The sequence below is a fragment of the Geobacillus sp. BK01 genome (genome assembly GCF_052220245.1).
In the GTDB taxonomy this organism is placed as follows: domain Bacteria; phylum Bacillota; class Bacilli; order Bacillales; family Anoxybacillaceae; genus Geobacillus.
Genome location: NZ_JBQPTH010000019.1, coordinates 22,443 through 48,674 on the forward strand (window position 1 = coordinate 22,443; position 26,232 = coordinate 48,674).

25 protein-coding genes, 3 tRNA genes, 1 rRNA gene and 1 pseudogene are annotated in these 26,232 nt (G+C 51.6%); all 30 read left to right on the forward strand.

The window, feature by feature from the left end:
• Nucleotides 1-321: 321 nt before the first annotated feature.
• The 30 genes and pseudogenes from ACTVDO_RS14445 to ACTVDO_RS14590 all read left to right on the forward strand — a co-directional run bounded on the left by ACTVDO_RS14445 (nucleotide 322) and on the right by ACTVDO_RS14590 (nucleotide 25,971).
• Nucleotides 322-1,878 carry a putative polysaccharide biosynthesis protein gene (locus tag ACTVDO_RS14445; protein ID WP_023817409.1) on the forward strand — a complete coding sequence of 519 codons (1,557 nt, stop codon included), beginning with the start codon at nucleotides 322-324 and terminating at the stop codon, nucleotides 1,876-1,878.
• A gap of 6 nt (nucleotides 1,879-1,884) precedes the next feature.
• Entirely contained in the window at nucleotides 1,885-3,345 is a 1,461-nt protein-coding gene (gene mazG, locus ACTVDO_RS14450) for a nucleoside triphosphate pyrophosphohydrolase (RefSeq protein ID WP_020958305.1), read from the forward strand.
• Between the two features lie 11 nt (nucleotides 3,346-3,356).
• A complete protein-coding gene (locus ACTVDO_RS14455) occupies nucleotides 3,357-3,638 on the forward strand; it encodes an RNA-binding S4 domain-containing protein (RefSeq protein ID WP_020958306.1) in 282 nt (93 codons plus the stop codon).
• A 122-nt stretch (nucleotides 3,639-3,760) separates the two neighbouring features.
• Nucleotides 3,761-4,066 carry a sporulation protein YabP gene (gene yabP, locus ACTVDO_RS14460; protein WP_020958307.1) on the forward strand — a complete coding sequence of 102 codons (306 nt, stop codon included), beginning with the start codon at nucleotides 3,761-3,763 and terminating at the stop codon, nucleotides 4,064-4,066.
• Nucleotides 4,063-4,695 carry a spore cortex biosynthesis protein YabQ gene (gene yabQ / locus ACTVDO_RS14465; protein WP_020958308.1) on the forward strand — a complete coding sequence of 211 codons (633 nt, stop codon included), beginning with the start codon at nucleotides 4,063-4,065 and terminating at the stop codon, nucleotides 4,693-4,695. Before yabP ends, yabQ begins: the two co-directional genes overlap by 4 nt.
• A gap of 15 nt (nucleotides 4,696-4,710) precedes the next feature.
• Nucleotides 4,711-5,082 (forward strand): FtsB family cell division protein, encoded by a 372-nt coding sequence (locus tag ACTVDO_RS14470; RefSeq protein WP_020958309.1) that lies wholly within the window; start codon nucleotides 4,711-4,713, stop codon nucleotides 5,080-5,082.
• 120 nt (nucleotides 5,083-5,202) lie between these two features.
• Nucleotides 5,203-5,601, forward strand: a complete 399-nt coding sequence (locus tag ACTVDO_RS14475; RefSeq protein ID WP_008881703.1) for a S1 domain-containing RNA-binding protein — start codon at nucleotides 5,203-5,205, stop codon at nucleotides 5,599-5,601.
• A 178-nt stretch (nucleotides 5,602-5,779) separates the two neighbouring features.
• Nucleotides 5,780-5,853 (forward strand) — tRNA-Met (locus ACTVDO_RS14480).
• Nucleotides 5,854-5,867: 14 nt separating this feature from the next.
• Nucleotides 5,868-5,939 (forward strand) — tRNA-Glu (locus tag ACTVDO_RS14485).
• A gap of 198 nt (nucleotides 5,940-6,137) precedes the next feature.
• Entirely contained in the window at nucleotides 6,138-8,615 is a 2,478-nt protein-coding gene (gene spoIIE / locus ACTVDO_RS14490) for a stage II sporulation protein E (protein WP_020958311.1), read from the forward strand.
• A 42-nt stretch (nucleotides 8,616-8,657) separates the two neighbouring features.
• Nucleotides 8,658-9,422: pseudogene (locus tag ACTVDO_RS14495) on the forward strand (VWA domain-containing protein); the annotation flags it as partial.
• Nucleotides 9,385-10,362 carry a protein kinase domain-containing protein gene (locus tag ACTVDO_RS14500; protein WP_442901754.1) on the forward strand — a complete coding sequence of 326 codons (978 nt, stop codon included), beginning with the start codon at nucleotides 9,385-9,387 and terminating at the stop codon, nucleotides 10,360-10,362. The pseudogene ACTVDO_RS14495 and the gene ACTVDO_RS14500, both read left to right, overlap by 38 nt.
• Before the next feature lie 55 nt (nucleotides 10,363-10,417).
• On the forward strand, nucleotides 10,418-11,812 hold the full coding sequence (tilS, locus tag ACTVDO_RS14505) for a tRNA lysidine(34) synthetase TilS (RefSeq protein ID WP_442901755.1): 1,395 nt from the start codon (nucleotides 10,418-10,420) through the stop codon (nucleotides 11,810-11,812).
• A gap of 11 nt (nucleotides 11,813-11,823) precedes the next feature.
• On the forward strand, nucleotides 11,824-12,369 hold the full coding sequence (gene hpt, locus ACTVDO_RS14510; RefSeq protein WP_020958315.1) for a hypoxanthine phosphoribosyltransferase: 546 nt from the start codon (nucleotides 11,824-11,826) through the stop codon (nucleotides 12,367-12,369).
• Nucleotides 12,370-12,463: 94 nt separating this feature from the next.
• Nucleotides 12,464-14,365 (forward strand): ATP-dependent zinc metalloprotease FtsH, encoded by a 1,902-nt coding sequence (gene ftsH / locus ACTVDO_RS14515; protein WP_442901756.1) that lies wholly within the window; start codon nucleotides 12,464-12,466, stop codon nucleotides 14,363-14,365.
• Nucleotides 14,366-14,571: 206 nt separating this feature from the next.
• Entirely contained in the window at nucleotides 14,572-15,348 is a 777-nt protein-coding gene (locus tag ACTVDO_RS14520; protein WP_020958317.1) for a type III pantothenate kinase, read from the forward strand.
• Between the two features lie 14 nt (nucleotides 15,349-15,362).
• Nucleotides 15,363-16,247, forward strand: a complete 885-nt coding sequence (gene hslO / locus ACTVDO_RS14525) for an Hsp33 family molecular chaperone HslO (RefSeq protein WP_041267812.1) — start codon at nucleotides 15,363-15,365, stop codon at nucleotides 16,245-16,247.
• 86 nt (nucleotides 16,248-16,333) lie between these two features.
• Entirely contained in the window at nucleotides 16,334-17,260 is a 927-nt protein-coding gene (cysK, locus tag ACTVDO_RS14530; RefSeq protein ID WP_020958319.1) for a cysteine synthase A, read from the forward strand.
• A 111-nt stretch (nucleotides 17,261-17,371) separates the two neighbouring features.
• The gene (pabB, locus tag ACTVDO_RS14535; protein WP_020958320.1) at nucleotides 17,372-18,793 is read left to right on the forward strand and encodes an aminodeoxychorismate synthase component I; all 1,422 of its coding nucleotides are present in this window, start codon (nucleotides 17,372-17,374) and stop codon (nucleotides 18,791-18,793) included.
• Nucleotides 18,794-18,798: 5 nt separating this feature from the next.
• Nucleotides 18,799-19,374, forward strand: coding sequence for an aminodeoxychorismate/anthranilate synthase component II (gene pabA / locus ACTVDO_RS14540; protein WP_020958321.1), 576 nt, complete (start codon nucleotides 18,799-18,801; stop codon nucleotides 19,372-19,374).
• 5 nt (nucleotides 19,375-19,379) lie between these two features.
• Nucleotides 19,380-20,255: an aminodeoxychorismate lyase gene (gene pabC, locus ACTVDO_RS14545; RefSeq protein WP_442901757.1), complete on the forward strand. Its 876-nt coding sequence runs from the start codon at nucleotides 19,380-19,382 to the stop codon at nucleotides 20,253-20,255.
• Complete coding sequence (folP, locus tag ACTVDO_RS14550) at nucleotides 20,252-21,106, forward strand: dihydropteroate synthase (RefSeq protein ID WP_041267716.1); 855 nt, start codon at nucleotides 20,252-20,254, stop codon at nucleotides 21,104-21,106. Before pabC ends, folP begins: the two co-directional genes overlap by 4 nt.
• Nucleotides 21,069-21,458 carry a dihydroneopterin aldolase gene (gene folB, locus ACTVDO_RS14555; RefSeq protein WP_442901758.1) on the forward strand — a complete coding sequence of 130 codons (390 nt, stop codon included), beginning with the start codon at nucleotides 21,069-21,071 and terminating at the stop codon, nucleotides 21,456-21,458. The genes folP and folB overlap by 38 nt, the downstream gene beginning before the upstream one ends.
• Nucleotides 21,459-21,986 carry a 2-amino-4-hydroxy-6-hydroxymethyldihydropteridine diphosphokinase gene (folK, locus tag ACTVDO_RS14560; RefSeq protein WP_442901759.1) on the forward strand — a complete coding sequence of 176 codons (528 nt, stop codon included), beginning with the start codon at nucleotides 21,459-21,461 and terminating at the stop codon, nucleotides 21,984-21,986.
• Complete coding sequence (locus ACTVDO_RS14565; RefSeq protein WP_023817411.1) at nucleotides 21,938-22,159, forward strand: helix-turn-helix domain-containing protein; 222 nt, start codon at nucleotides 21,938-21,940, stop codon at nucleotides 22,157-22,159. The genes folK and ACTVDO_RS14565 overlap by 49 nt, the downstream gene beginning before the upstream one ends.
• Nucleotides 22,160-22,175: 16 nt before the next feature.
• Complete coding sequence (dusB, locus tag ACTVDO_RS14570) at nucleotides 22,176-23,174, forward strand: tRNA dihydrouridine synthase DusB (RefSeq protein WP_020958327.1); 999 nt, start codon at nucleotides 22,176-22,178, stop codon at nucleotides 23,172-23,174.
• Between the two features lie 87 nt (nucleotides 23,175-23,261).
• On the forward strand, nucleotides 23,262-24,746 hold the full coding sequence (gene lysS / locus ACTVDO_RS14575; protein ID WP_442901760.1) for a lysine--tRNA ligase: 1,485 nt from the start codon (nucleotides 23,262-23,264) through the stop codon (nucleotides 24,744-24,746).
• A gap of 183 nt (nucleotides 24,747-24,929) precedes the next feature.
• Nucleotides 24,930-25,562, forward strand: a complete 633-nt coding sequence (locus ACTVDO_RS14580) for a carbonate dehydratase (protein ID WP_277392224.1) — start codon at nucleotides 24,930-24,932, stop codon at nucleotides 25,560-25,562.
• A 208-nt stretch (nucleotides 25,563-25,770) separates the two neighbouring features.
• A 5S ribosomal RNA gene (gene rrf, locus ACTVDO_RS14585) occupies nucleotides 25,771-25,887 on the forward strand.
• Nucleotides 25,888-25,895: 8 nt separating this feature from the next.
• A tRNA-Val gene (locus ACTVDO_RS14590) sits at nucleotides 25,896-25,971 on the forward strand.
• Nucleotides 25,972-26,232 lie beyond the last annotated feature (261 nt).

Here is a 26,232-nt window from a genome sequence, read left to right on the forward strand (position 1 = left end):
CAAGAAGAGGGTGTCTCCAAAGTGACGAGGCACCCTTTTCCACTGCGTATATAAGCATCGAACAGATTCGCCATTTGATATCTTGTATTTCACGGGAGAACCGACAGTATTTTGCGTCAGCCCCTTCTTTCTGTCCGCCGGATGGGGTCATTGCTGCTGATGAGCCACCGTCTTTGGCGATCGAGCCGATGTTGCGCTATAATATCGAGCGTAGCCATGGCAATGGAATTGTTAGCGGCGTCGCCTGTCTCCGCCGCCGGCGAACGTCCCCAGCCTTGGCCATCCGTCGGCGAACGCCATAAAGGCGGGAGGGAATGTGATATGGGGAATGTATGGAAAGGAGCGGCTGTATTGACGGTCGCCGCTTTGCTTACGAAGCTGTTGAGTGCGTTGTATCGTATCCCGTATCAAAATATGGTTGGAGATGTCGGCTTTTATATTTACCAACAGGTGTATCCGATTTACGGCATTGTCGCAGCGCTGTCGCTAGCTGGCTACCCGGTCGCCATCTCGAAGCTCATCGCCGAGCGGCTGGCGGAAGGGGATGAGGCGGGAGCAGCCGCCGTCGGGCGCGCCGCACTGTTGTTGTTAAGCGCGCTCGGTGTTATGCTGTTTGCCGTTTTGTATATAGGGGCCGAAACGGTGGCGTCATGGATGGGTGACAGACAGCTTGAACCGCTGTTGCGGTTGCTTTCATTTTCCTTTTTAGTTTTTCCGTTGACGGCTGTCGTGCGCGGTTATTTCCAAGGACGGTATGATATGATGCCGACCGCAGCTTCCCAAGTTGGGGAGCAACTTGTGCGGGTGACAGCGATTTTAGGGCTGTCATATTGGATGATGCGGCGCGGCGCTGACGTTTATTCTTGCGGCATCGCGGCGATCGCCGGGACGCTTGTCGGCATGGCGGCGGCACTTTTTATTTTGCTCTTTTATTCGGCTAAGCGCGGACGAAAAAAAATGGGCAGCCGCATCCCCCCGGCTTCGATCTTGCATGTTGGCCGCCATTTATTGACGGCTGGAACGATCGTTTGTTTGACAAATATGGTATTGACGCTTATTCCGCTCGTTGACTCGTTTTTGTTTGTTCAGCTTCTTCGTGAAACCGGGATAAGGATGGATGAGGTAAAATGGGTGAAAGGGGTGTATGACCGCGGGCAGCCGCTCATCCAGCTTGGCACGGTTGTTGGCACATCGCTTTCGCTGGCGCTCGTCCCGTTTATCTCCAGCGCCCGACGCGACCAAGGCGCTGCTTTTACGTACGGTCTATTGCCGCTTCGGTTTGCTGCCGTCATCGGTGTTGGCGCTTCCTTAGGGCTCATTTGTCTGATCCGGCCGATCAATACGATGTTGTTTGAAAATGACCATGGCTCACTTGTTCTTGCTGTTTTGTCCGCTTCCGTCTTCTTTACAACGATCGCGCTGACGGTGTCCGCCATGTTACAAGGAATAGGGAAAGAGTGGGCGGCCGCTGTCGGTGTGGCGGTGGCGGTGGCGGGAAAAATCGTCCTCATGCATTGGCTTGTGCCGCTGTTTGGCGTCCTTGGCGCGGCTTTAGCGACAACCGGGGCTTACGCATTTATGGCTTGCTTTTTATACGTGTGTCTGCGGCGCGAGTGTCAAATGGCCAACGCCCAAAAGTACATGTATCCGATCGTTAAGGCTGCTATCGCGATGGTTGTCGTGCTGCGATTGTATATGTGGCTTATGGACGCTCCCGCCGGCGGACGCTTATGGGCGGCTGCTGAGGCACTGGGCGGCGTCGCCGTCGGTGCTGTCGTCTATATTGTGTGCATTGTCAAAGGGAATGTTTTTTCTGAGCAGGAGTTGTCCGCTCTCCCGTTGGCCAATAAATTTCGTCTACTATCAGGAAGCAGGTGATCGGCGATGAATACCATTTATATTTTCGGTCTTGGCGCCGGAGATTTCGAACAGCTGCCGGTCGGGGTGTATCGAAAGCTAAAGCGGGCGCATCCGCTCTTTTTGCGGACGAAAGAACATCCGGCAGTGAAGGGGCTTGAGGAAGAGGGAATCGCGTTTACGGCGTTTGATGATGTTTACGAAAAACATGAGCAATTTGCCGATGTATACGAAGAAATTGCCCGCACCCTCATCGAGCAGGCAAAACGCGGCGATGTGTTTTACGCTGTTCCCGGCCACCCGCTCGTCGCCGAACAGACGGTGCAGCTTCTGTTGGAAGCAGAGCGGCGCGGCGACTGCCGGGTGGTCATCGAGGGCGGACAAAGCTTTTTAGATGCGCTGTTTACAGCGGTGCGCATTGATCCAATCGAGGGGTTTCAGCTGTTGGATGCGACCGCTTTCCAAGGGGATGAATGGTCTCCATCGCTGCATGCGGTCTTTTGCCAAGTGTACGACCCGTTCATCGCCTCGAATGTGAAACTGTCGCTGATGGAACAGCTTCCGGATGACTATCCGGTCTATATTGTGACCGCGGCCGGGACGAAGAGCGAACAAGTGAAGCAAGTGCCGCTCTATGAATTGGACCGTCAGACGGCGCTTGGCAACTTAACAAGCGTCTATGTGCCGCCGGTCAAAGACGAGCCGCTTCTTTACCACCGGTTTGAGACACTGCGCCGCGTCATCGCGACACTGCGAGGACCGGACGGCTGTCCGTGGGATCGGAAGCAGACACATGCATCGCTGAAGCGGTATTTGCTTGAAGAGGCGTATGAATTGCTCGAAGCGATCGACGAGAACGACGATGACCATATGGTCGAAGAGTTGGGCGATGTGTTGTTGCAAGTGATGTTGCACGCCCAAATCGGCGCCGATTCCGGGCTGTTTTCGATCGATGATGTCATCCGCACGTTGACAGCAAAAATGATTCGTCGCCATCCGCACGTATTTGGCAATGTAACAGCCGAGACGGCCGAACAAGTGACCGTGAACTGGGAAAAAATTAAGGAGGAAGAAAAAGGAGGCGAACAGCCGGAATCGATTCTAGCCGGCATCCCAAAAAGTTTGCCGGGGACGATGCGGGCGTACGAGCTGCAGAAAAAAGCGGCGAAAGTCGGCTTTGACTGGGATGATGTAGCGCCTATTTGGCAAAAAGTCGAGGAAGAAATGGCTGAGTTTCGGGCGGAAACGTCCGGCGGCCGTCATGCGGAACTTGTCGGTGAATTTGGCGATGTATTATTTGCGCTCATTAACCTCGCCCGGTATTACGGCATCCAACCAGAGGAAGCGCTGCAAATGGCAAACGACAAATTTGCCCGCCGCTTTGCCTACATTGAAGAACAAGTGCGAAAAAGCGGTCGGCCGATCACCTCATTTTCGCTCGCCGAGCTTGACCGCTTTTGGGAAGAAGCAAAAGAAAACGGACGGTAGGGGGGATGAACATGCGTCTTGATAAGTTTTTGAAAGTATCCCGGCTCATTAAACGCCGCACGTTGGCGAAAGAAGTTGCGGATCAAGGCCGGGTATGGATCAACGGCCATGTCGCCAAAGCGAGTTCCGATGTGAAAATCGGTGATGAACTGATGATTCAGTTCGGGCAAAAACGGGTAACGGTAAAAGTGACTGATTTAAAAGAAACGACAAAAAAAGAAGAGGCGGCCGGACTGTACGAGCTGATCCGTGAAGAACGGACCGCCCCTGCGCCCGGGCCAGACGGCGTCTAATTTGTCCTGTAGGCTTGTTCTAAACCATCCCCCGCTGACATACATATGGTACAAACAGCGGATGAGAAAAAAGCGGTTGGCTTTGCCGCTTTTCATTCTAAATTGAAATGCGGGGGATGAACATGAATCGACACGAGGAGTTTAGCGGGAATGCGAACAAAGGTCCGGTCCAAGAACACGACGTGATCATGCGCGGCCGACGCCTCCTTGACATTACCGGGGTTAAACAAGTCGAAAGCTTTGACAACGAGGAGTTTTTGCTTGAGACGGTCATGGGCTTTTTGGCGATCCGCGGGCAAAACTTGCAAATGAAAAACTTAGATGTTGATAAAGGTGTCGTTTCAATTAAAGGGCGCATTTTCGATCTCGTTTATTTAGATGACCATCAGGAGAAAGCTAAAGGGTTCTTTAGCAAGTTGTTCAAATGAGCATCACGACGCAGCTTTTCACCATGCTGACGATGATTGGCATGGGAGGCTGGCTTGGCATGGCGCTTGATACGTACAACCGGTTTTTAAAACGGGAAGAACGGGCACACTGGCTCGTCTTTGTAAACGACGTGTTATTTTGGGCAGTGCAGGCGCTTTTTGTTTTTTATGTACTGTTGCTCGTCAATCATGGCGAGCTTCGCTTTTATCTTTTTTTGGCGCTTTTATGCGGTTATGCCGCCTATCAAAGTTTGCTCCGTCCGCTGTACGTCCGGGTGCTGGAATGGCTCATTTGGCTGGCGGTGCGGCTCGGACAGGCGTTTGCTCAGCTGTTCCGTTATATGGTGCTCCGCCCTCTCGTCCTCCTTGGGCAAATGGCGCTGGCGCTTCTTTTGTTTATGTGGAGACTTGTCGTGTGGACGACCCGGTTTCTGTTGCTTGTTGTTTGGAAAACGCTCCTTGTTTTGGTGGCTCCGCTGCGTTGGACGGGCACGGCCATTTGGCGACGGGTGCCGCTGCACCGTCGAATCTGGTTGGAAAAATTTTTTCGCCGTTTAAAAGGATTTGCTGGACAAATCAAGAATACAAAAGAGAAAATAGGCATATGGCTTGCGAAATGGCGGAAGTAAAAGAGGTGCAAATGCATGAACGTGCCCCGGAAAACGAACGTGACGAAACTGCAGTCTACCTATGTATCAGAGCAGGAAGAAAAAAAGCGGAAGGCATCGAGAAGGCGGCGGGTTGTAGCCGTCCGCTTGGCCTTTTGGGCTTCGCTGTTTATGGTGCTCTCCTCCGCCCTCATCTACACGTTGCACCTGCAGGAGAAGAAGATCGATGTAAAAACGGCGGAAAAACAACGGCTACAAGAGCAGCTTACGAAGCTCGAACGGCAGGAAAAGCAACTCAAAGAAGAAATCGAAAAATTGCATGATGATCATTACATCGCTGAACTGGCGCGAAAAAAATATTATTTATCGAAAGACGGGGAAATTATTTTTGTCTTGCCAGAAAAGTGACATTTTACCTGCCGATGCCCGTTCAATACGGGCATCCGTCATATTGACACTTATTTTTTTTATTCGCTATAATGGAAGCAACACCATCTTTAAAGCGTTTTAAGGAGGAGCACTTTTTTTATGTCGATTGAAGTAGGCAGCAAGTTACAAGGCAAAGTCACAGGTATTACGAAATTCGGGGCGTTTGTAGAGCTGCCGGAGGGTGTGACAGGGCTCGTTCATATTAGCGAAGTAGCCGATAACTATGTCAAGGACATTAACGATCATTTGAAAGTCGGCGACATGGTATATGTCAAGGTGATCAACGTCGGTCAAGACGGAAAAATCGGCCTGTCCATTCGCAAAGCAAAAGATACGCCTTCTTCACAGCGGCCGCGCCACCGGGCGCACGACCGTTCTGCGGCTGACAGTTTAGAACAAAAAATTAGCCGTTTCCTCAAAGAAAGCGAGGACCGACTGGCGTCGTTGCGCCGCCATACGGAATCGAAGCGGGGAGGTCGTGGAGCGAGACGCGGGTAACTTGCTGCTGAATACATGTCGGAAAGAGGATGAATAAGGGGGATCACAAGCATCCATTGTTATGGATGCTTCTTTGTTTCAACGGCAAAAGTGAAGGGTACATTTTCCTTGTGCATTTTTTCGCCTTGTATATTGACAATCGGCATCCCCTCTATTATGATATTAACTGTTGCCACACGGCGGTGTAGCTCAGCTGGCTAGAGCGTACGGTTCATACCCGTGAGGTCGGGGGTTCGATCCCCTCCACCGCCACTCAAATACTATATGGCCCGTTGGTCAAGTGGTTAAGACACCGCCCTTTCACGGCGGTAACACGGGTTCGAATCCCGTACGGGTCATCGCAAACGAGCATGTGCCATTGAGCGACATGCTCGTTTTTTCTTTTCGTCTGCTTCTGTCGGAACAAGTATACTGCCGGCGCATCATGGGAGAAAACGTCGAACGATTTTTCATTTCGCTCCGTCATTTTGACAAATTTCTGACAATTTTAAATATATAATAGGGGGTAATAGAAAAGCAAAGGAGAGGATCGGGGAATGGAAAGAGTAGAAAGAGGGACAGTGCGCCGCATTTCGGGAGTGCCGATTCATGACACACAAGCGACCGTATCGCGTTGGATGCGCCATGTGAAGCTGCGCCTTGGCCATCTGTTCGTTCATCAAGGATTTTTGCTTCTTCTTGTCGGCTTTTTGCTTGGCCGGGCGTTAATTTTGGCGAAATTGACCCCGTTTGCGCTGCCGTTTTTCGTTTCCGTCTATATGTTGCGCCGTGACAAGGCGGCCTTCGCTTTAGTTTCGCTGCTGGCTGGCGCTTTGACGCTGTCGTTTGATACCGTGCTGTTTGTCGGTGTTTCCATTTTTGGTTTCCTCTTTATTTATGGATGGGTGCGGAAAGTGATTAGCGAATCATTGAAAATCGTGCCGTTCGTCGTTTTTGTAGTTTCGTTGGCAACGAAATGGCTGATCTCCTATTACTGGATTGGGGAGCGAACGGCGTATGGGACGGCCATGGCGGTTGTGGAGGCCGGGCTGTCGCTCGTGCTGACATTGATTTTTATGCAAAGTATTCCGCTGTTGACGGTAAGGAAGCATAAACATGCGCTGCGGGCGGAAGAAATCATTTCATTGATTATTTTGTTGGCTTCGATGCTGACCGGGATGATCGGTTGGTCGGCGTACGGCTTATCGCTCGAACATGTCATGTCGCGCTATCTCGTTTTATTGTTTGCGTTTGTAGCCGGGGCGGCAACCGGTTCGACCGTTGGAGTCGTCACCGGGCTCGTTTTAAGCTTGGCGAACGTCGGCAACTTGTCAGAAATGAGCTTGCTTGCTTTTGCCGGACTGCTCGGTGGGCTGCTGAAAGAAGGGCGAAAGCTCGGGGTGGCGTTTGGGCTCATTGTCGCGACGTTGTTGATGGGCTTGTACGGGGACGGAAAAGCCGAGCTCGTGCCGACGCTGCTTGAATCAGGCATCGCTGTTGTGCTGTTTTTGTTTACCGCCCGTTCGTTGACAGAGAAAATTGCGAAACATATTCCTGGTACGGCTGAATACATCAATGAACAACAGCAATACGTCCGCAAAATCCGCGATGTGACGGCACAGCGTGTCTCACAATTTTCGAACGTCTTTCAAGCGCTGGCGGAAAGCTTTTTGCCTGAGCCGCTGTCGGATGCCGACGAATACCGCGAGCGGGAGGTGGATTATTTTCTCGGCGATATTACCGAAAAGACGTGCCAAACGTGCTTTAAGAAAGCGCAATGTTGGGCGGCCAACTTTAGTACAACTTATGCGTATATGAAGCAAATGATGCATGAGGCGGACGAAAAAACGTTGACGCAAAACCATCAGCTGTTGCGCGAATGGGAGCGGTATTGCGTCAAAGCCGGCAAAGTTGTTGATGCAGTTGAAAAAGAGATGGTGACTTATCAGGCCAACCGCAAGCTTAAACGGCAAGTTTACGAAAGCCGGAAGCTCGTTGCCGAGCAGTTGTTGGGAGTTTCACAAGTCATGGACGATTTTGCGAAGGAGATTCAGAAGGAGCGCGAAAACCATTATTTTCAAGAAGAACAAATTTACCATGCCTTGCAAGAGTTTGGCATCGAAATCGGACATGTCGATATTTACAGTTTAGAAAAAGGAAGTATCGATATTGAAATGAGCATTCCTTACTGCGAGGGGCGCGGTGAGTGTGAAAAACTGATCGCGCCGATGCTGTCGGACATTTTAGGAGAGACGATTGTCGTCAAGCGGGAGGAATGTGCTGCTTACCCGAATGGGTATTGCCGTGTTGCCTTCGGTTCGACGAAAGCGTTTGTCGTCGAGACGGGTGTGGCGTTCGCGGCCAAAGGGGGCGGACTCATTTCCGGTGACAGCTATGCAACGATTGAGCTTGGCACCGGCAAATATGCGGTCGCCATCAGCGACGGCATGGGCAACGGGGAGCGGGCGCATGACGAAAGCCGTGAGACGTTGCATTTGCTGCAAAAAATCTTGCAAACAGGAATGGATGAATCGATCGCCATTAAATCCATCAATTCCATTTTGGCGTTGCGGACGACGGAAGATATGTATGCGACGCTTGATTTGGCGATCATCGATTTGCAAAACGCGGCGACGAAGTTTTTGAAAATCGGGTCGACGCCAAGCTTCATTAAGCGCGGCGACAAGGTGATGAAAGTGGAGGCAAGCAATTTGCCGATGGGCATTATTAAGGAAGTTGAATTCGATGTGGTTAGCGAACAGTTGAAATCGGGCGACTTGCTTATTATGATGAGCGATGGGGTGTTTGAGGGGCCGATGAATGTGGAGAACCATGACGCTTGGATGAAACGGAAAATTCAAGAGTTGAAAACGACCGACCCGCAAGAAGTCGCCGATGTGATCATGGAAGAAGTGATCCGTCAGTGCGGTGGGGAAATTGAAGACGATATGACGGTCGTTGTCGCCAAAGTGCGGCACAACACGCCAAAATGGGCGACGATTCCCGCGTATATGTATATGAAAAAGGCGCAGTAATGCGCGTATAAAAACGTTCCCCTACGGCGATGATGGTAATACTATTCGCCAAGGAGGGGAACGAACATGCGGAAGGGAACGTTGCGGCAAATTTTGTTGATTACGGACGGCTGCTCGAATCATGGCGAGGACCCGGCTGCGATGGCGGCATTGGCGCGCGAACAAGGCATTACGGTGAACGTGATCGGCGTGTTGGACAAAGATACGATCGACGAAAATGGACAGCGGGAAATTGAAGCGATTGCGGCTGCCGGCGGCGGCATGAGCCAAGTCGTGTACGCGAAGCAGCTGTCGCAGACGGTGCAGATGGTGACGCGCCAGGCGATGACACAAACATTGCAAGGGCTCGTGAACCGCGAGTTGAAACAAATCTTTGGTTCGGACGTTTCGCTTGAAGATTTGCCGCCGGACAAGCGCGGCGAAGTGATGGAAGTCGTCGATGAGCTCGGGGAAACGGCTGCGCTCGACGTGCTTATTTTAATCGATACAAGCGGGAGCATGAAGACGAAATTGCCAACGGTCAAAGAGGCGCTCGTCGATTTATCGCTCAGTTTAAATGCACGCATGGGCGAAAATCGTTTTTCCGTGTTCATCTTCCCGGGCAAACGGAATTGCGCTGAGAAAATGATGGACTGGACGCCGAAAATTGAAGAGCTGTCCACTGTCTTTCCGAAATTGGCGTCAGGCGGACTGACGCCGACAGGGCCGGCTCTGCGCGAAGCGATCGCCTATTTCGGCCGCAAACGGTCGCTAAGGAGCTGGATTGGCGATGGCGATGAGCCATACGTCGAAGAATCGTCTTTGTAATCTTCCACCCGGCACGGTCGTTACCGGTAAATGGAATGGCCGTTCGTATCGACTGTTGCGGCAGCTCGGCAGCGGAGCGAACGGCGTCGTTTACTTGGCAGAGAGCGGCCGCCAACGCGTCGCTGTCAAACTGAGCGACGATTATGCGTCATTGGCCTCGGAAATGAACATATTGCGCCGTTTTTCTAAGGTCCAGGGGGTCGCCCTCGGGCCTTCTTTGCTAGAAGCGGATGACTGGCGAAGCCCGTTCGGGCGAGAAACGGTCCCGTTTTATGTCATGGAGTATATTGAAGGGGAAAACTTCACTACCTTTGTCCGCCGCCGCGGGAAAGAGTGGGCGCCGGTATTGCTCGTGCAGTTGTTGTCCGTGCTCGAGCGGCTGCATGGGGAGGGATGGGTGTTTGGCGATTTAAAACCGGATAATTTAATCGTCACCGGATCACCACCGTCCGTCCGGCTGTTGGATGTAGGGGGAACGACGTTGCAAGGAAGGGCGGTTAAAGAGTTTACCGAGCTGTATGACCGCGGCTATTGGGGGCTTGGGTCGCGCAAAGCGGAGCCGTCGTATGACTTGTTTTCAGCGGCGATGGTGATGATTGCGTCCTGTTATCCGGGGCGTCTCGAGAAAAAAGGCGACGGGCGGGCGCAACTGTTGGGCATTATCGAGGCGGACCGCTGTTTAGCCCCGTATAAGGATGTTTTACAAAAAGCGCTCGACGGCCGATATGCGAAAGCAGCGGACATGCGCCGTGACTTATTGGCTGCTTCTTCGCGCCGGTTAGGCGTGAAAAACGAAACAAAATCAACAGCGCCGAACCGTCGATTGGGGCGGCGGACGAAAAAGCGTCGCAAAGTGGGCGCCATTGCCGAAACGATGTTGATCGCGGCCTTGTTGCTTGGCGCATACGGTTTATATATATATTGGCAACTAACGATGTAATTTATGGTACAATAGCTATCGACGAAGCTAAAAGAGGGCAAAGAGGTTTTTTAGCATGGTTGATAAAGTGCGCGCGTTTATTGACAGACATGAGTTGCTTACAGAAGGAGCGACGGTCGTTGTCGGCGTTTCTGGTGGCCCGGATTCGCTCGCTCTTTTGCATCTTTTATCTTCCCTTCGGGATGAGTGGAAGCTCCGGCTCGTAGCGGCCCATGTCGACCATATGTTGCGCGGGCGGGAATCGGAAGAAGAGATGGAATTTGTGAAACATTTTTGCGCTGAGCACCGTATTTTATGTGAAGCAGTGCAAATCGACGTCCCGGCTTTTCAGCGGCGAACGGGTCTCGGTGTCCAGGAGGCGGCGCGGAACTGCCGGTATCACTTTTTTGCCGAACTGGTGAAAAAGCATCAAGCCCAATACATCGCTTTAGGCCACCACGGCGATGATCAAGTCGAGACGATTTTAATGCGGCTTGTGCGCGGCAGCACAAGCAAAGGGTATGCCGGCATTCCCGTTAAACGGCCGTTTCATGGCAGCTATCTCATTCGCCCGTTTTTAGCCGTCAGCCGGGCAGAAATCGAGGACTACTGTGAAAAGGAAGGGCTGACCCCACGCCGGGATCCAAGCAATGAGAAAGATGAGTATACGCGCAACCGATTTCGCCATCATATCGTTCCGCTGTTGAAACAGGAAAATCCACGCTTGCATGAACGGTTTCAACAATATAGCGAAATAATGGCGGAAGATGAACAATTTTTGGAGGAATTAGCAACGGACGCGCTGAATAAAGTAATGGAAAAACAAAATAGCGATACCGTGCTGCGCATCGCCCCGTTTTTGGCGCTGCCGCGGCCGCTGCAGCGCCGGGCGTTGCAGCTGTTGCTTCTCCGCCTTTACGGAGGCGTTCCGCCGATGTTGACTTCTATGCATATCGGTCATATACTGATGCTTTGCGAACGCGGCCGTCCTTCCGGCATGCTCGATTTACCGAAAGGGTTGAAAGTGATTCGTTCGTATGATCGTTGTTTGTTTACGTTCGGCTTGCAGTGTTGCGCTCAAGGCTATTGGTTGCAGCTGCCGGTTCCGGCGCTATTGCCTCTCCCAAACGGTTACGTAATCATGAGTGAATTTGGGGAACACTATCCGAGAAAGCAGTTGGGAAATGATTCGTTCGTGGTTGACCCCGCTACGGTTTCTCTTCCGCTTCACGTACGGACGCGCCGCACCGGCGACCGGATGGTTTTGAAGGGAACGGGAGGTACGAAGAAAATTAAGGAAATTTTCATTGAGGCGAAAATTCCGCGGACAGAAAGGGACTGTTGGCCGATTGTAGAAGATGCCGACGGCCGCATCCTTTGGGTGCCCGGACTGAAAAAATCGGCTTTTGAAGCCAAGGAGCGTGGGCAAGCCCGCTATATTTTGCTTCACTATCAGGCGATGAACAGCTAGGAGGAAAAAAGATGGGGATGAAAGACGATATTCAAAAAGTGCTAATCACCGAGGAAGAAATTCAGGCAAAGGTAAAAGAGCTAGGCGGCATGTTAACGGAGGAGTATGATGGCCGTTTTCCGCTCGCCGTCGGCGTTCTTAAAGGGGCCATGCCGTTTATGGCCGACTTGTTGAAACATATTGATACATACTTGGAAATGGATTTTATGGATGTTTCGAGCTATGGCAGTGCGACCGTTTCGTCTGGGGAAGTAAAAATTGTCAAAGACTTAAACACATCTGTCGAAGGCCGCGACATTTTGATTATTGAAGATATTATTGATAGCGGGCTGACGCTCAGCTATCTAGTCGATTTATTCCGTTACCGGAAAGCGAATTCGATTAAAATCGTCACCCTCCTTGACAAGCCATCCGGACGCAAAGCCGATATCCAAGCCGACTACACTGGATTTACGGTTCCAGATGAGTTCGTCGTCGGCTATGGTCTCGATTATGCGGAAAAATATCGCAACCTCCCGTTTATCGGTGTCTTAAAGCCAGAAGTGTACAAAAAATAAGGCGGTTGCTGTGCGGCGGCCGAATTGTTTGTATTTAGCCAAATTTCTATGATAGTATTGAGTATAGTGTGTTTCATATGGGAGGAGGCAAGCAATGAACCGGATTTTCCGTAACACCATCTTTTATTTGCTGATTTTCCTCGTCGTAATCGGCGTCGTCAGTTTTTTTAACGGCACGAATCAGCGAACCGAGCCGATGACGTACGATGCGTTTATCACCCATCTGGAAAACGGGGACGTTGAGTCGTTTTCCATTAAGCCGGAGCGCGGCGTATATGAAATTAGAGGTCAATTGAAAACATATAATGAAGGGCAATATTTTTCCACCTATGTCATGAACAGTGATAAAGTGCTTGACCGTATCGACGCAGCGGCGGCACGGACGCGGGTGGAAGTAATGCCAGCGGATGAAACGAGCGGATGGGTGACGTTTTTCACATCCATTATTCCGTTTGTCATTATTTTTATTTTGTTTTTCTTCTTGTTGAATCAAGCGCAAGGCGGCGGCAGCCGGGTGATGAATTTCGGCAAAAGCCGGGCGCGGCTGTACACAGATGACAAGCGGAAAGTCCGTTTCCGCGATGTGGCTGGGGCGGACGAGGAAAAAGAAGAGCTCGTGGAAATTGTTGAGTTTTTGAAAGACCCACGCAAATTCGCCGAACTTGGCGCCCGCATTCCAAAAGGGGTGCTGCTTGTCGGACCGCCGGGTACGGGGAAAACGCTGTTGGCGCGTGCAGTGGCCGGGGAAGCAGGCGTGCCATTTTTCTCGATCAGCGGATCCGATTTCGTGGAAATGTTCGTCGGGGTCGGTGCGTCGCGCGTGCGCGACTTGTTTGAAACAGCGAAAAAGAACGCACCGTGCATCATTTTCATCGACGAGATTGACGCCGTCGGCCGCCAGCGCGGCGCCGGCCTTGGCGGCGGCCACGATGAGCGCGAGCAAACACTCAACCAGCTGCTTGTCGAAATGGACGGCTTTAACGGGAATGAAGGGATCATCATTATTGCGGCGACGAACCGGCCGGACATTTTAGACCCAGCGCTGTTGCGTCCCGGCCGCTTCGACCGGCAAATCACTGTCGATCGTCCGGACGTAAAAGGGCGTGAAGCAGTGTTGCGCGTCCACGCCCGCAACAAGCCGCTTGATGAATCGATTGACTTAAAGGCGATCGCCATGCGGACACCGGGATTTTCCGGGGCCGATTTGGAAAACTTGTTGAACGAAGCAGCGCTTGTCGCGGCGCGCCGCAACAAAAAGAAAATCGATATGAGCGATATCGATGAAGCGACCGATCGCGTCATCGCCGGACCGGCGAAAAAAAGCCGCGTCATTTCGGAAAAAGAACGGCGCATCGTTGCGTTTCACGAAGCCGGACATACGGTCATCGGCATGGTGCTTGCCGACGCGGAAATGGTGCATAAGGTGACGATCGTCCCGCGTGGCCAAGCCGGCGGTTATGCGGTGATGCTGCCGAAGGAAGATCGGTACTTTATGACAAAAGCAGAACTGAAAGACAAAATTACAGGCCTGCTCGGCGGGCGCGTCGCCGAGGAAATCGTGTTCAACGAAGTGAGCACGGGGGCCCACAACGATTTTCAGCGAGCGACGAACATTGCACGCCGGATGGTGACGGAATTCGGGATGAGCGAAAAACTTGGCCCGCTTCAATTCGGTCAGCCGGGAGGGCAAGTGTTTTTAGGCCGCGACTTGCATAACGAGCAAAACTATAGCGATAAAATCGCCTATGAAATTGACCTGGAGATTCAACGCATCATCAAAGAGTGTTACGACAAGGCGAAGCAAATTTTAACGCAGTATCGGGATAAATTGGATTTAATTGCTACGACACTTTTGGAAGTGGAGACGCTCGATGCTGAACAAATTAAACATTTGTTTGAGCACGGCACGCTCCCGCTCGACCGCAACGGAAACAATAATGGGGCTGATAAAGAGAAAGGCGATGTGAAAGTCAACATTCAAAAGAAAGAGGAGTAACGAGGCTGAACCAAAAGACCGCTACTGTCCGATGGAAGCGTCCGGTGCGTAATATGGTGATGGCAAAGGGTGTCCTGCTATGTTCGGGACATCCTCTTTTTTTGCTGTGGCTCCGAGCAGGGCGGGCGTCGGTTTTTCCCCGCAAGAAAATAAGGTATGATATGATAAAGAAAGGAATTTATTGAGGAAAAGTGGGGAATGAGGCCATGATTTTTGTGTTGGACGTCGGCAATACCAATACCGTATTAGGGGTTTATGATGGCGATGAACTAAAGTACCATTGGCGCATCGAGACGAGCCGGGCGAAAACGGAAGACGAATACGGCATGACGATTAAAGCGCTTTTGAATCATGTCGGCCTACAGTTTTCCGATATCCGCGGTATGATCATTTCCTCGGTCGTGCCGCCGATTATGTTTGCCCTTGAACGCATGTGTTTAAAATATTTCCATATTAAGCCGCTTATTGTCGGACCGGGCATTAAAACCGGACTGGACATTAAATACGATAACCCGCGCGAAGTGGGCGCCGACCGGATTGTCAATGCGGTCGCGGGCATCCATTTGTACGGCAGCCCGCTCATTATTGTCGATTTTGGCACGGCGACGACGTATTGTTATATTAACGAACATAAACAATATATGGGAGGGGCCATTGCCCCGGGAATTATGATTTCGACAGAAGCGCTGTTCGCCCGGGCGGCAAAATTGCCGCGCATTGAAATCGCCCGCCCGGACGATATCGTTGGCAAAAATACGGTCAGCGCTATGCAAGCCGGCATTTTATACGGCTATGTCGGACAAGTGGAAGGCATCGTGTCGCGCATGAAGGCGAAAAGCAAAGTTCCGCCGAAGGTGATCGCGACCGGCGGCCTTGCACCGCTCATCGCCAGTGAATCGGACGTGATCGATGTCGTGGATCCGTTTTTAACGTTGACCGGGCTGAAATTGTTGTATGAGAAAAACACCGAGAAAAAAGGATGAAAGGCTTGATGAACATGGGAGATTACTTAGTGAAAGCGCTCGCCTATGATGGACAGGTGAGGGCGTATGCCACAAGAACGACAGAGACGGTGGCGGAAGCGCAGCGCCGTCATCAAACGTGGCCGACCGCATCGGCTGCGCTTGGACGGGCGCTGACGGCGGGCGTCATGATGGGGGCGATGCTCAAAGGCGAGGAAACGTTAACAATAAAAATTGACGGCGGTGGGCCGATCGGCACGATTTTAATCGACAGCAATGCCAAAGGGGAAGTGCGCGGCTATGTGACCAATCCGCATGTTCATTTTGAGCTGAACGAACATGGGAAGCTTGATGTGGCGCGAGCCGTGGGCAAAAACGGGATGTTGACGGTCGTCAAAGACCTTGGACTGCGTGACTTTTTCACCGGGCAGGTACCGATTATCTCCGGGGAGCTTGGCGACGATTTTACGTACTATTTCGTCTCATCCGAGCAAATTCCATCATCTGTCGGTGTTGGCGTGCTCGTCAACCCCGATTACACGATCCGGGCTGCGGGAGGGTTTATCATTCAGCTGATGCCCGGGACGGAAGAAAACACGATCAGTCGCATTGAAGAGCGGTTGAAACAAATTCCGCCTGTGTCGCGCATGATTGAAAACGGGCTCAACCCCGAGCAAATATTAGAGGAAATTTTGGGTGACGGGGACGTCCGGGTGTTGGAGACGATGCCCGTGTCGTTCGTCTGTCGCTGTTCCCGCGAGCGGATCGCCAATGCGCTTGTCAGCCTTGGGCCGGAGGAAATCCAAGATATCATCAATCAGGAAGGGCAAGCGGAAGCTTCCTGCCATTTTTGCAACGAGGTGTACCATTTTGCAAAAGAGGAGTTGGAACAGCTGAAGCAACTTGCCGAAAAACGGTGAAAACGCGAAAATGATTGACAATTGCACCAATAACTGATACATTGTAGATAAATTCGATAAAATTAATCGGGATTAGGGGTGGAACCATGGCACGCACAGTCAATTCTGTAACAGAGCTGATCGGCGATACACCAGCCGTCAAATTAAACCGCATCGTCGATGAAGACAGCGCCGATGTCTATGTGAAATTGGAGTTCATGAACCCAGGGAGCAGCGTCAAAGACCGGATTGCGTTGGCAATGATTGAAGCAGCGGAAAAAGAAGGGAAACTAAAACCGGGCGACACGATCGTCGAACCGACAAGCGGCAACACGGGAATCGGGTTGGCAATGGTCGCAGCGGCGAAAGGATATAAAGCGGTATTGGTCATGCCGGATACGATGAGCTTAGAGCGCCGCAACTTGCTGCGGGCATACGGAGCAGAGTTGGTACTGACGCCGGGTGCTCAAGGGATGCGCGGGGCAATCGAAAAGGCGGAAGAGCTCGTTCGCGAGCATGGCTACTTTATGCCGCAACAGTTTAAAAACGAGGCAAATCCGGAAATCCACCGTTTGACGACGGGGAAAGAAATCGTCGAGCAAATGGGGGACCAACTTGACGCGTTTGTGGCCGGCATCGGCACGGGCGGAACGATTACGGGTGCCGGCAAAGTGTTGCGCGAAGCGTATCCGAATATCAAAATTTACGCTGTGGAGCCGGCCGATTCACCGGTCTTGTCAGGCGGCAAACCAGGCCCTCATAAAATCCAAGGAATCGGCGCTGGATTTGTTCCGGATATTTTAGATACAGACATTTATGACGGCGTCATTACGGTAACAACGGAAGAAGCGTTTGCGGCAGCCCGCCGTGCAGCCCGTGAGGAAGGCATTCTCGGCGGCATTTCGTCCGGTGCCGCCATTCATGCGGCGTTAAAAGTGGCGAAAGAACTCGGCAAAGGGAAAAAAGTGCTGGCCATCATCCCGAGCAACGGGGAACGTTATTTGAGCACGGCGCTTTACCAATTCGAAGACTAAGCAACGTTTTTCGACAGGGGCAACCCTGTCGAACTTTTTTTATGCGTGATATGAGCGCCCACTCATTGTACAATAAGAATAACCATGCACGTCGTAAAGGGGCTGATCAAGGTGGGACAACGGCGAAGGCAACTAAAGCGGACAATCCGTTATAGTGGGCGGGACTGGTTTTGCCGGTACGAGCAACTGGCATACAGCCGGCCGCATCACGTGCTGCTTGAGAGCGGACAGGGGGGAAGGTACAGCATCATCGGCCTCATCCCAAGCGGGATCGCCCGTGCGACTGAGCGGCAGTTGTCCATCGTTTACAGAGGAAAAAAAACGGTGCTTAACGGGCAGCCGCTCGAACTGCTGCAACAATGGTTCTCGCGCTTTATTGTTCCGGATGACGGCGAGCCATTGCCGTGCCAAGGCGGGCTGATCGGTTATATCAGCTATGATGCTGCCCGCTGTATTGAACGGCTTCCGGCGCTGGCTGTTGACGATTTACAGTTGCCTATTATGCATTTTTTGCTGTTTGACGATGTGGCGATTTACGACCACGAAAAACAGCAGCTTCACTTGCTTGCCCATGCCCGAGAAGAGGAAGAGACCGAAGCGGTCCGGCGGCTTGAGGCATATGAGCGGATGTGGCTCGAGGAGCGGAATGAATTGCCCGTTTGGCCACTTGTAGCCCCGGCCGATGCCTCGTCTGTTTCGATGACAAAAGAGCGGTTTATAGAAGCTGTTCGGCGCGTCCAACACTACATCGCCCAAGGCGATGTATTCCAAGTTAATTTATCGGTGCGCCAGTCGCAGCCGCTTCGGGCTCATCCATTTTCCGTATATAAGAAGCTGCGCACCATTAACCCGTCGCCGTATATGGCTTATTTGCACGCCCCGGAATTTCAAGCTGTCAGCGGCTCGCCGGAGTTGCTTGTGCGCAAGCAGGGAGAACGGCTGGAAACACGCCCGATAGCCGGCACCCGCTCGCGCGGACGCACGGAAGCGGAAGACGGGCAAATCGCCCGCAAACTGCTGGCCAGCGAAAAAGAGCGGGCCGAGCACGCCATGCTCGTTGACCTTGAGCGAAATGACCTCGGGCGTGTCTGTGCGTATGGCACGGTCCGTGTCGACGAATGGATGACGGTCGAACGGTATTCGCACGTTATGCATATTGTGTCGCACGTTTCCGGAACAATGGCGCCAGAACACGATGCGTTTGCCGTCATTCGCGCCATGTTTCCAGGCGGGACGATCACCGGCGCTCCGAAAGTGCGGACGATGGAAATCATCGAAGAACTGGAACCGGTCCGCCGCGGCTTGTATACTGGCTCGATCGGCTGGATCGACTTTCAAGGCAACATGGAGCTGAACATCGCCATCCGGACGATGGTCGCCAAAGACGGTCTAGCGCACGTACAAGCAGGCGCAGGTATTGTCATTGATTCCAACCCGGAGCATGAATACAACGAGTGTTTAAAAAAAGCGGCGGCCCTTTGGAGAGCAAAAGAGCTGAGCGAAGCGGAGACATTATTTTCGAGCACGAGGTGAGAATAATGATCGTCATGATTGATAATTATGATTCCTTTACGTACAATTTAGTACAATATTTAGGAGTTCTAGGTGAGGAGCTGTTTGTCAAGCGCAATGATGAAATTACCGTCGCCGAGATTGAGCGGCTTCATCCAGATTTTATTATGATTTCCCCGGGCCCGTGCACGCCGAATGAAGCGGGCGTCAGCCTGGAAGCCATCGCCCACTTTGCTGGCAAAATCCCGATTTTGGGTGTCTGCCTCGGCCATCAGGCCATCGCCCAGGCGTTTGGCGGCCGCGTCATCCGTGCCCCAAGGCTGATGCACGGGAAAACGTCATCCGTTTACCATGACGGGGAAACGATTTTCCGCGGCGTGCCGATCCCGTTTACGGCGACGCGCTACCATTCTCTCATCGTTGAAAAAGAGACCCTTCCAGATTGTTTTGTTGTTTCTGCTTGGACGGATGAAGGCGAAGTGATGGCCATCCGTCATAAAACATTGCCGATCGAAGGGGTACAGTTTCATCCGGAGTCGATTATGACAAGCCATGGAATGCAGCTGCTGAAAAACTTTATCGATACGTACAAAAAGGCGTGACGGGCATGTACGTATATGTCAATGGGGAGATTGTCCCGCACGAAGAGGCGCGGCTTTCGGCGTTTGACCACGGTTTTTTGTACGGGATCGGCTTGTTTGAGACGTTCCGCACGTATGGAGGCCATCCGTTTTTGCTTGATGATCATTTAGAGCGGCTAAACTGCGGGTTGTCCGGGCTCCGCATCGACAGACAGTTCGGCCGCGCGGAGGCAGTCGACATCATTGAGCGGCTGCTCAGGGCAAATGGGCTGCATGACGCCTACGTCCGTTTCAATGTATCCGCCGGCATTGGAGGTCTCGGCTTGTCGGTGGAACGGTACTTACGCCCGACCGTTATCGTCTATATGAAGCCGCTGCCGCCGTCTGCCCCCCGAGAAGGGAAAGAAGGGATCGTTTTAACAACAAGGCGGAACAGCCCTGAGGGAGACGAACGGTTAAAATCGCACCATTATTTAAACAATATAATTGGAAAGTGGGAGCTTGGAAATCGCCCCCATGCGGAAGGCATCTTTTTAAACCATGAAGGGGCAGTGGCGGAAGGCATCGTTTCCAATATTTTTTGGGTAAAAGACGGTGTCGTCTACACTCCAGCGCTGTCTGTCGGCATATTAAACGGCATTACAAGGCAGTTCATCATCGCGCTGCTCGAACAGCTTCATATTCCGGTCGAAGAAGGAGTGTATCCCCTGTCCCATTTGCAAGAAGCCGATGAGGTCTTTATCACGAATTCGCTGCAGGAAGTTGTGCCGCTTCACCGTATCGGCCATCGTGTTTACCTTGGAAAAAACGGCCCAGTGACCTGTGTGCTACAACACCATTACCGCTACTTTACCGATACGTTATGGACAAGGAACGAATTGGCAGAAAGGATGAACCGATGATGATAACATTGACGCGTTCACGTGTGCTCAAATGTCGTGGGTATGAGTTTGATTTAGACAAAAAAACATTGATCATGGGGATTGTTAACGTCACGCCTGATTCCTTTTCCGACGGTGGTCGGTTTTACGAGGTGGAGCGAGCTGTCGAGCATGCGAAACGGCTCGTGGCAGAGGGAGCGGACATCATCGACGTCGGCGGCGAGTCGACTCGCCCAGGAGCGGAACAAGTGCCGCTTGACGAAGAATTGCGGCGCGTCATCCCGGCGGTCAAAGCGATTGCCAATGAGGTGAATGTGCCGATTTCCGTCGACACGTATAAAGCCGAGGTGGCACGGCAAGCCATTGAAGCCGGGGCGCACATCATCAACGACGTTTGGGGAGCGAAAGCCGACCCCGATATGGCCCGTGTCGCCGCTTCGTACGAGGTGCCGATTATTTTAATGCACAATCGCCACGATATGGCATATCGCGACCTCATTTCCGATATGATTGCCGACTTGGAAGAAAGTATTCGTATTGTCAAACAAGCAGGTGTAAAAGAGGAAAACATTATTTTAGATCCAGGTGTCGGATTTGCGAAAACGCTCGAACACAATTTGGAAGTGATGCGCCGCCTCGATGAGTTTGCCGCCCTTGGCTACCCGCTCTTGCTCGGCACATCGCGCAAACGGTTTATTGGCCACGTACTTGATGTACCGGTTGAGGAGCGGGTCGAAGGAACGGGGGCGACGGTTTGCCTTGGCATTGCCAAAGGAGCGCATATCGTCCGCGTCCATGACGTATTGCCGATCGCCCGCATGGCGAAGATGATGGATGCGATGCTCGGGAAAGGGGAGAGCGGCCATCGATAAAATTTATATTCATCAGATGGAATTTTACGGATATCATGGAGCGATTCCGGAAGAAAATGTGCTCGGCCAACGGTTCGTGGTGGACGTGACGTTAGAGCTGGATTTGCGGCCAGCTGGGCGGAGCGACAGCCTTGAACATACTGTTAATTACGCGGATGTGTACGAGCGTTGTCGGGCGATCGTAGAAGAGCGGACATTTGCGTTGCTTGAGGCGGTGGCTGAAGTGATTGCGGACGAGCTGCTCGCCGCTTTCCCTGCCGTGCAGCGCTGTACCGTGAAGGTGACGAAACCGAATCCACCAATCCGCGGACACTACGGGCATGTTGCCGTTGAAATCGGTAGGGGTCGTTAAATGGAGAATATTGCGTATATCGCGTTAGGTTCCAACTTAGGTGATCGTGCTTATTATTTGCGTTCGGCCATTGAAGTCCTCCATCGCCACGAGGGAATTTCTGTAAAATCAAGCTCGTCCATCTATGAAACGGATCCAGTCGGCTACGTCCATCAAGACAAGTTTTTAAACATGGTTATCGAAGTGACGACGACGTTGTCATCGTTTGCCTTGTTTGACGTAACACAACAAATTGAACAACGATTTGGAAGGAAAAGGGAAATAAAATGGGGACCGCGCACGTTAGACCTTGACATTTTGCTATATAATCACGAAAATATTGAAACAGAGCAACTTGTCATTCCGCATCCACGCATGACAGAGCGGGCGTTTGTTCTCATTCCGTTGCTTGAAATCAATTCCCATTTAGCAATACCGAACATTTCCGAGCCGTTAACGGACATCATTGACCGACTACCCGACAAAGAAGGAGTTCGTGTATGGAAGCAGAAAGATGGGGAAGACGTATTCGCGCTTTTCGAAAGCTGAAAGGATATACACAAGAAAGATTTGCCAAGGAGTTAGGCATTTCTGTATCGATTCTCGGAGAGATTGAACGGGGGAATCGGATGCCGTCCGATTCGCTCGTCGGGCAAATCGCCGAACGGTTGAATATATCGGTGGAAGAACTGACGCCGCCGAAAATGGAATCAAACAACTAGAAAGGAGGCGTTTTGGATGTTTCGCATTGGTGATGTCGAGATTAAAAATCGCGTCGTACTTGCCCCGATGGCGGGGGTGTGCAACTCCGCGTTTCGTTTGACTGTCAAAGAATTCGGCGCCGGGCTTGTATGCGCAGAGATGGTGAGCGATAAAGGAATCGTATATAACAATGAAAAGACGTTAAATATGTTATATATCGATGAACGGGAAAAGCCGCTCAGCCTGCAAATTTTCGGCGGTGAAAAGGAAACGCTTGTCGAGGCAGCGAAGTTTGTCGATAAAAATACGAACGCTGATATTATTGACATTAACATGGGCTGCCCAGTCCCGAAAATTACAAACTGCGACGCGGGGGCGAAATGGCTTCTTGACCCGAACAAAATTTACGATGTCGTCGCCGCCATTGTCGATGCTGTCGAAAAACCGGTTACGGTCAAAATGCGGATCGGTTGGGACGACCAGCATATTTACGCCGTTGAAAACGCCCAAGCAGTCGAGCGCGCCGGTGGCAAAGCCGTCGCCGTCCACGGACGGACAAGGGTGCAAATGTACGAAGGAAAAGCGGATTGGAACATTATTAAACAAGTGAAAGAAGCGGTTAATATCCCAGTCATCGGCAACGGCGATGTCAAAACGCCGCAAGACGCCAAGCGGATGCTCGAAGAAACTGGGGTTGACGGCGTCATGATCGGGCGGGCGGCGCTCGGCAACCCGTGGATGATTTACCGCACAGTTCGCTATTTGGAAACCGGAGAACTCATTCCTGAACCGACCCCGAGGGAGAAAATCGATGTCTGCTTGCTGCACTTGGATCGCCTGATCGCCCTCAAAGGCGAGTACATCGCGGTGAAAGAGATGCGCAAGCACGCCGCTTGGTACTTAAAAGGCGTGCGCGGGGCAGCGAAAATCCGCAATGCCATCAACGAGTGCGAGACGCGGGATGAGTTGGCGGCACTGTTGGTTCAAGTTGCAGAAGAAGCGGAAAGCCGAGCGGCGAACGCTCAAGCCGTCTAGCAAAGGTGTGACATGTAAACAGCGGATGACTGCCAGCTCGTGCTGGCAGTATTTTTCGTAAAAATCGCCAAATGGAGTGAAGGAACCATGAGCCATGAAGAATTGAACGACCAACTGCGTGTCCGCAGGGAAAAATTGAACAAAATTGAAGAACTAGGCGTTGACCCGTTCGGCAAACGGTTCGAGCGCACGCATAAAGCGGAAGAACTGTTTGAACTGTACGGGGATTTGTCAAAAGAGGAACTCGAAGAGCAACAAATCGAAGTCGCCGTCGCCGGCCGCATCATGACGAAACGCGGCAAAGGAAAAGCGGGGTTTGCCCACATTCAGGACGTGACAGGGCAAATCCAAATTTACGTCCGTCAAGACGATGTCGGCGAACAGCAATACGAGCTGTTTAAAATCTCCGACCTTGGTGATATCGTCGGCGTGCGCGGCACGATGTTCAAAACAAAAGTTGGCGAGCTTTCTATCAAAGTATCGTCGTATGAATTTTTAACAAAAGCACTGCGCCCGCTGCCGGAAAAATACCACGGTTTAAAGGACGTCGAACAGCGCTACCGCCAGCGCTATCTTGACTTAATTATGAACCCGCAAAGCAAGCAGACGTTCATTACCCGCAGTCTCATTATTCAATCGATGCGCCGTTATCTTGACAGCCATGGCTACTTGGAAGTCGAAACACCGATGATGCACGCCGTAGCAGGCGGCGCGGCGGCCCGCCCGTTCATTACGCATCATAATGCACTTGATATGACGCTGTACATGCGAATCGCCATTGAGCTGCATTTGAAACGGCTCATCGTCGGCGGTTTAGAAAAAGTGTATGAAATCGGACGTGTTTTCCGGAATGAAGGCATCTCCACCCGCCATAACCCGGAGTTTACGATGCTCGAGTTGTATGAGGCGTATGCCGACTTCCGCGATATTATGCAATTAACGGAAAACTTGATCGCCCACATTGCCACAGAGGTGCTTGGCACAACGAAAATCCAATATGATGAACATATCGTCGATTTAACGCCTGAATGGCGGCGGTTCCACATGGTGGATGCGATCAAAGAATACGTCGGTGTCGATTTTTGGCAGCAAATGACCGATGAGGAAGCGAGGGCGTTGGCCAAAGAACATGGCGTTGAAGTCGCCCCACACATGACGTTCGGCCATATCGTCAACGAGTTTTTTGAACAAAAAGTAGAGGATAAACTAATCCAGCCGACGTTCATTTACGGCCACCCGGTCGAAATCTCGCCATTAGCCAAGAAAAACCCAGACGACCCGCGCTTTACCGACCGGTTTGAGCTGTTTATCGTCGGGCGCGAACATGCGAACGCCTTTACGGAACTAAACGACCCGATCGATCAGCGTCAACGGTTTGAGGCGCAGCTGAAGGAGCGCGAACAAGGAAACGACGAAGCGCACGAAATGGACGAGGATTTCCTCGAAGCGCTTGAATACGGCATGCCGCCGACGGGCGGACTCGGGATCGGGGTCGACCGGTTAGTCATGCTTTTGACCAATTCACCGTCCATTCGCGATGTCCTTCTCTTCCCGCAAATGCGCCATAAATAACAATGATCGTCCCCTGCCGCGAACAACGGCAGGGGATAATTTGTTAAGGGATATCGATTCGAGAAAAAAAGTCGGTTGTTTATCAGCCTCTAGAAAGAAGATCAATATCATTGGACAGTTGACCTGCATATATTAACGGAGGACTCGGAAGTAAAAAACATAAAGGTGAAAGGAGCGGTTCTGTTGCTTTCCTATCCGATCCTCTATCACAATCCTCCTGTGGCCGAGGCCGCACAGATCAGCGCCCCGAAAATCAGTCCCAAAGCGGTCATCGGCGTCGATTCGATGATTATCGGTGATATAACGATCGCTGATGATGTGTTTATCGGTTTTAAAAATTTGTTGCGAGCAGACTCGGGGTATCCGTATTATGTCGGTCCTTATACGAATATCCAAGATTATGTGCTTATGCATGTACATCCCGGCCGCGAACATGTGAACGTGAAAGGCCGAAAATGGGGTGTTTATCTCGAAGGGGAAAACAGCGTCTTGCACCACGCAGCCGTGCATGGTCCCCTGTTCGTCGGGCGGAATACATTCATTGGGCAACACGCCAATATTTATGACGCCATAATCGGCAGAAATTGCGTCATCATGCATGGGGCGACCGTAACCAACGGCGTGAAAATCCCCGATAATCGGTTCGTCGCTCCAGGAGAGACAGTATGGCAACAGGAACAGGCCGACCGATTGCCACCTGTCCCAGACAAATGGAAAGACTTAAACCGGAAGATCGTCGACCATTACTACCGTCTCGGCAAATCGTATTTGCATCATACACCGCTAGCATTTTCTTACGGTGCACATCGATACTAATTTTCATTTAACTATTGACTTTTACTCATAGAATATGTAAAATGTAAGACGTTGTTTTTAATAATAAAACAAAAAACGAAATAAGTTGACAAACCTCCTTTAGTGTGCTATATTATGATAGCACGCGGATGCGTCAATCATGATATTCAAAAAGTATTGACAAACAAACATATTCGATTATAATATTATTTGTCTGTTATATTGACTGCCTAGTGATGATAGCGGAGGGGAAACACCCGTTCCCATCCCGAACACGGAAGTTAAGCCCTCCAGCGCCGATGGTAGTTGGGGCCAACGCCCCTGCGAGAGTAGGTCGTCGCTAGGCAGCATCGTGGAGGATTAGCTCAGCTGGGAGAGCACTTGCCTTACAAGCAAGGGGTCGGCGGTTCGATCCCGTCATCCTCCACCACCTATATAGCACGATGACCCATCCGCTCAGCAACGAGTGATGCATCGTCGAATAGGCTACGAGTTGCCCCGACGCACTTAACTTCCTTGAATGAGCTTGCAGAGGAAGGGGCAGGTAGAGCAAAGCGATGCTTAGAGTGTTATTGAAAACATGAGCCATTCGCTCAGCAACGAGCGATGCATCGTCGAATGGGCTTCGAGTTGCCCCGACGCACTTGACTTCCGTGAATAAGCTTGTAGAGGAAGGGGCAGGTAGAGCAAA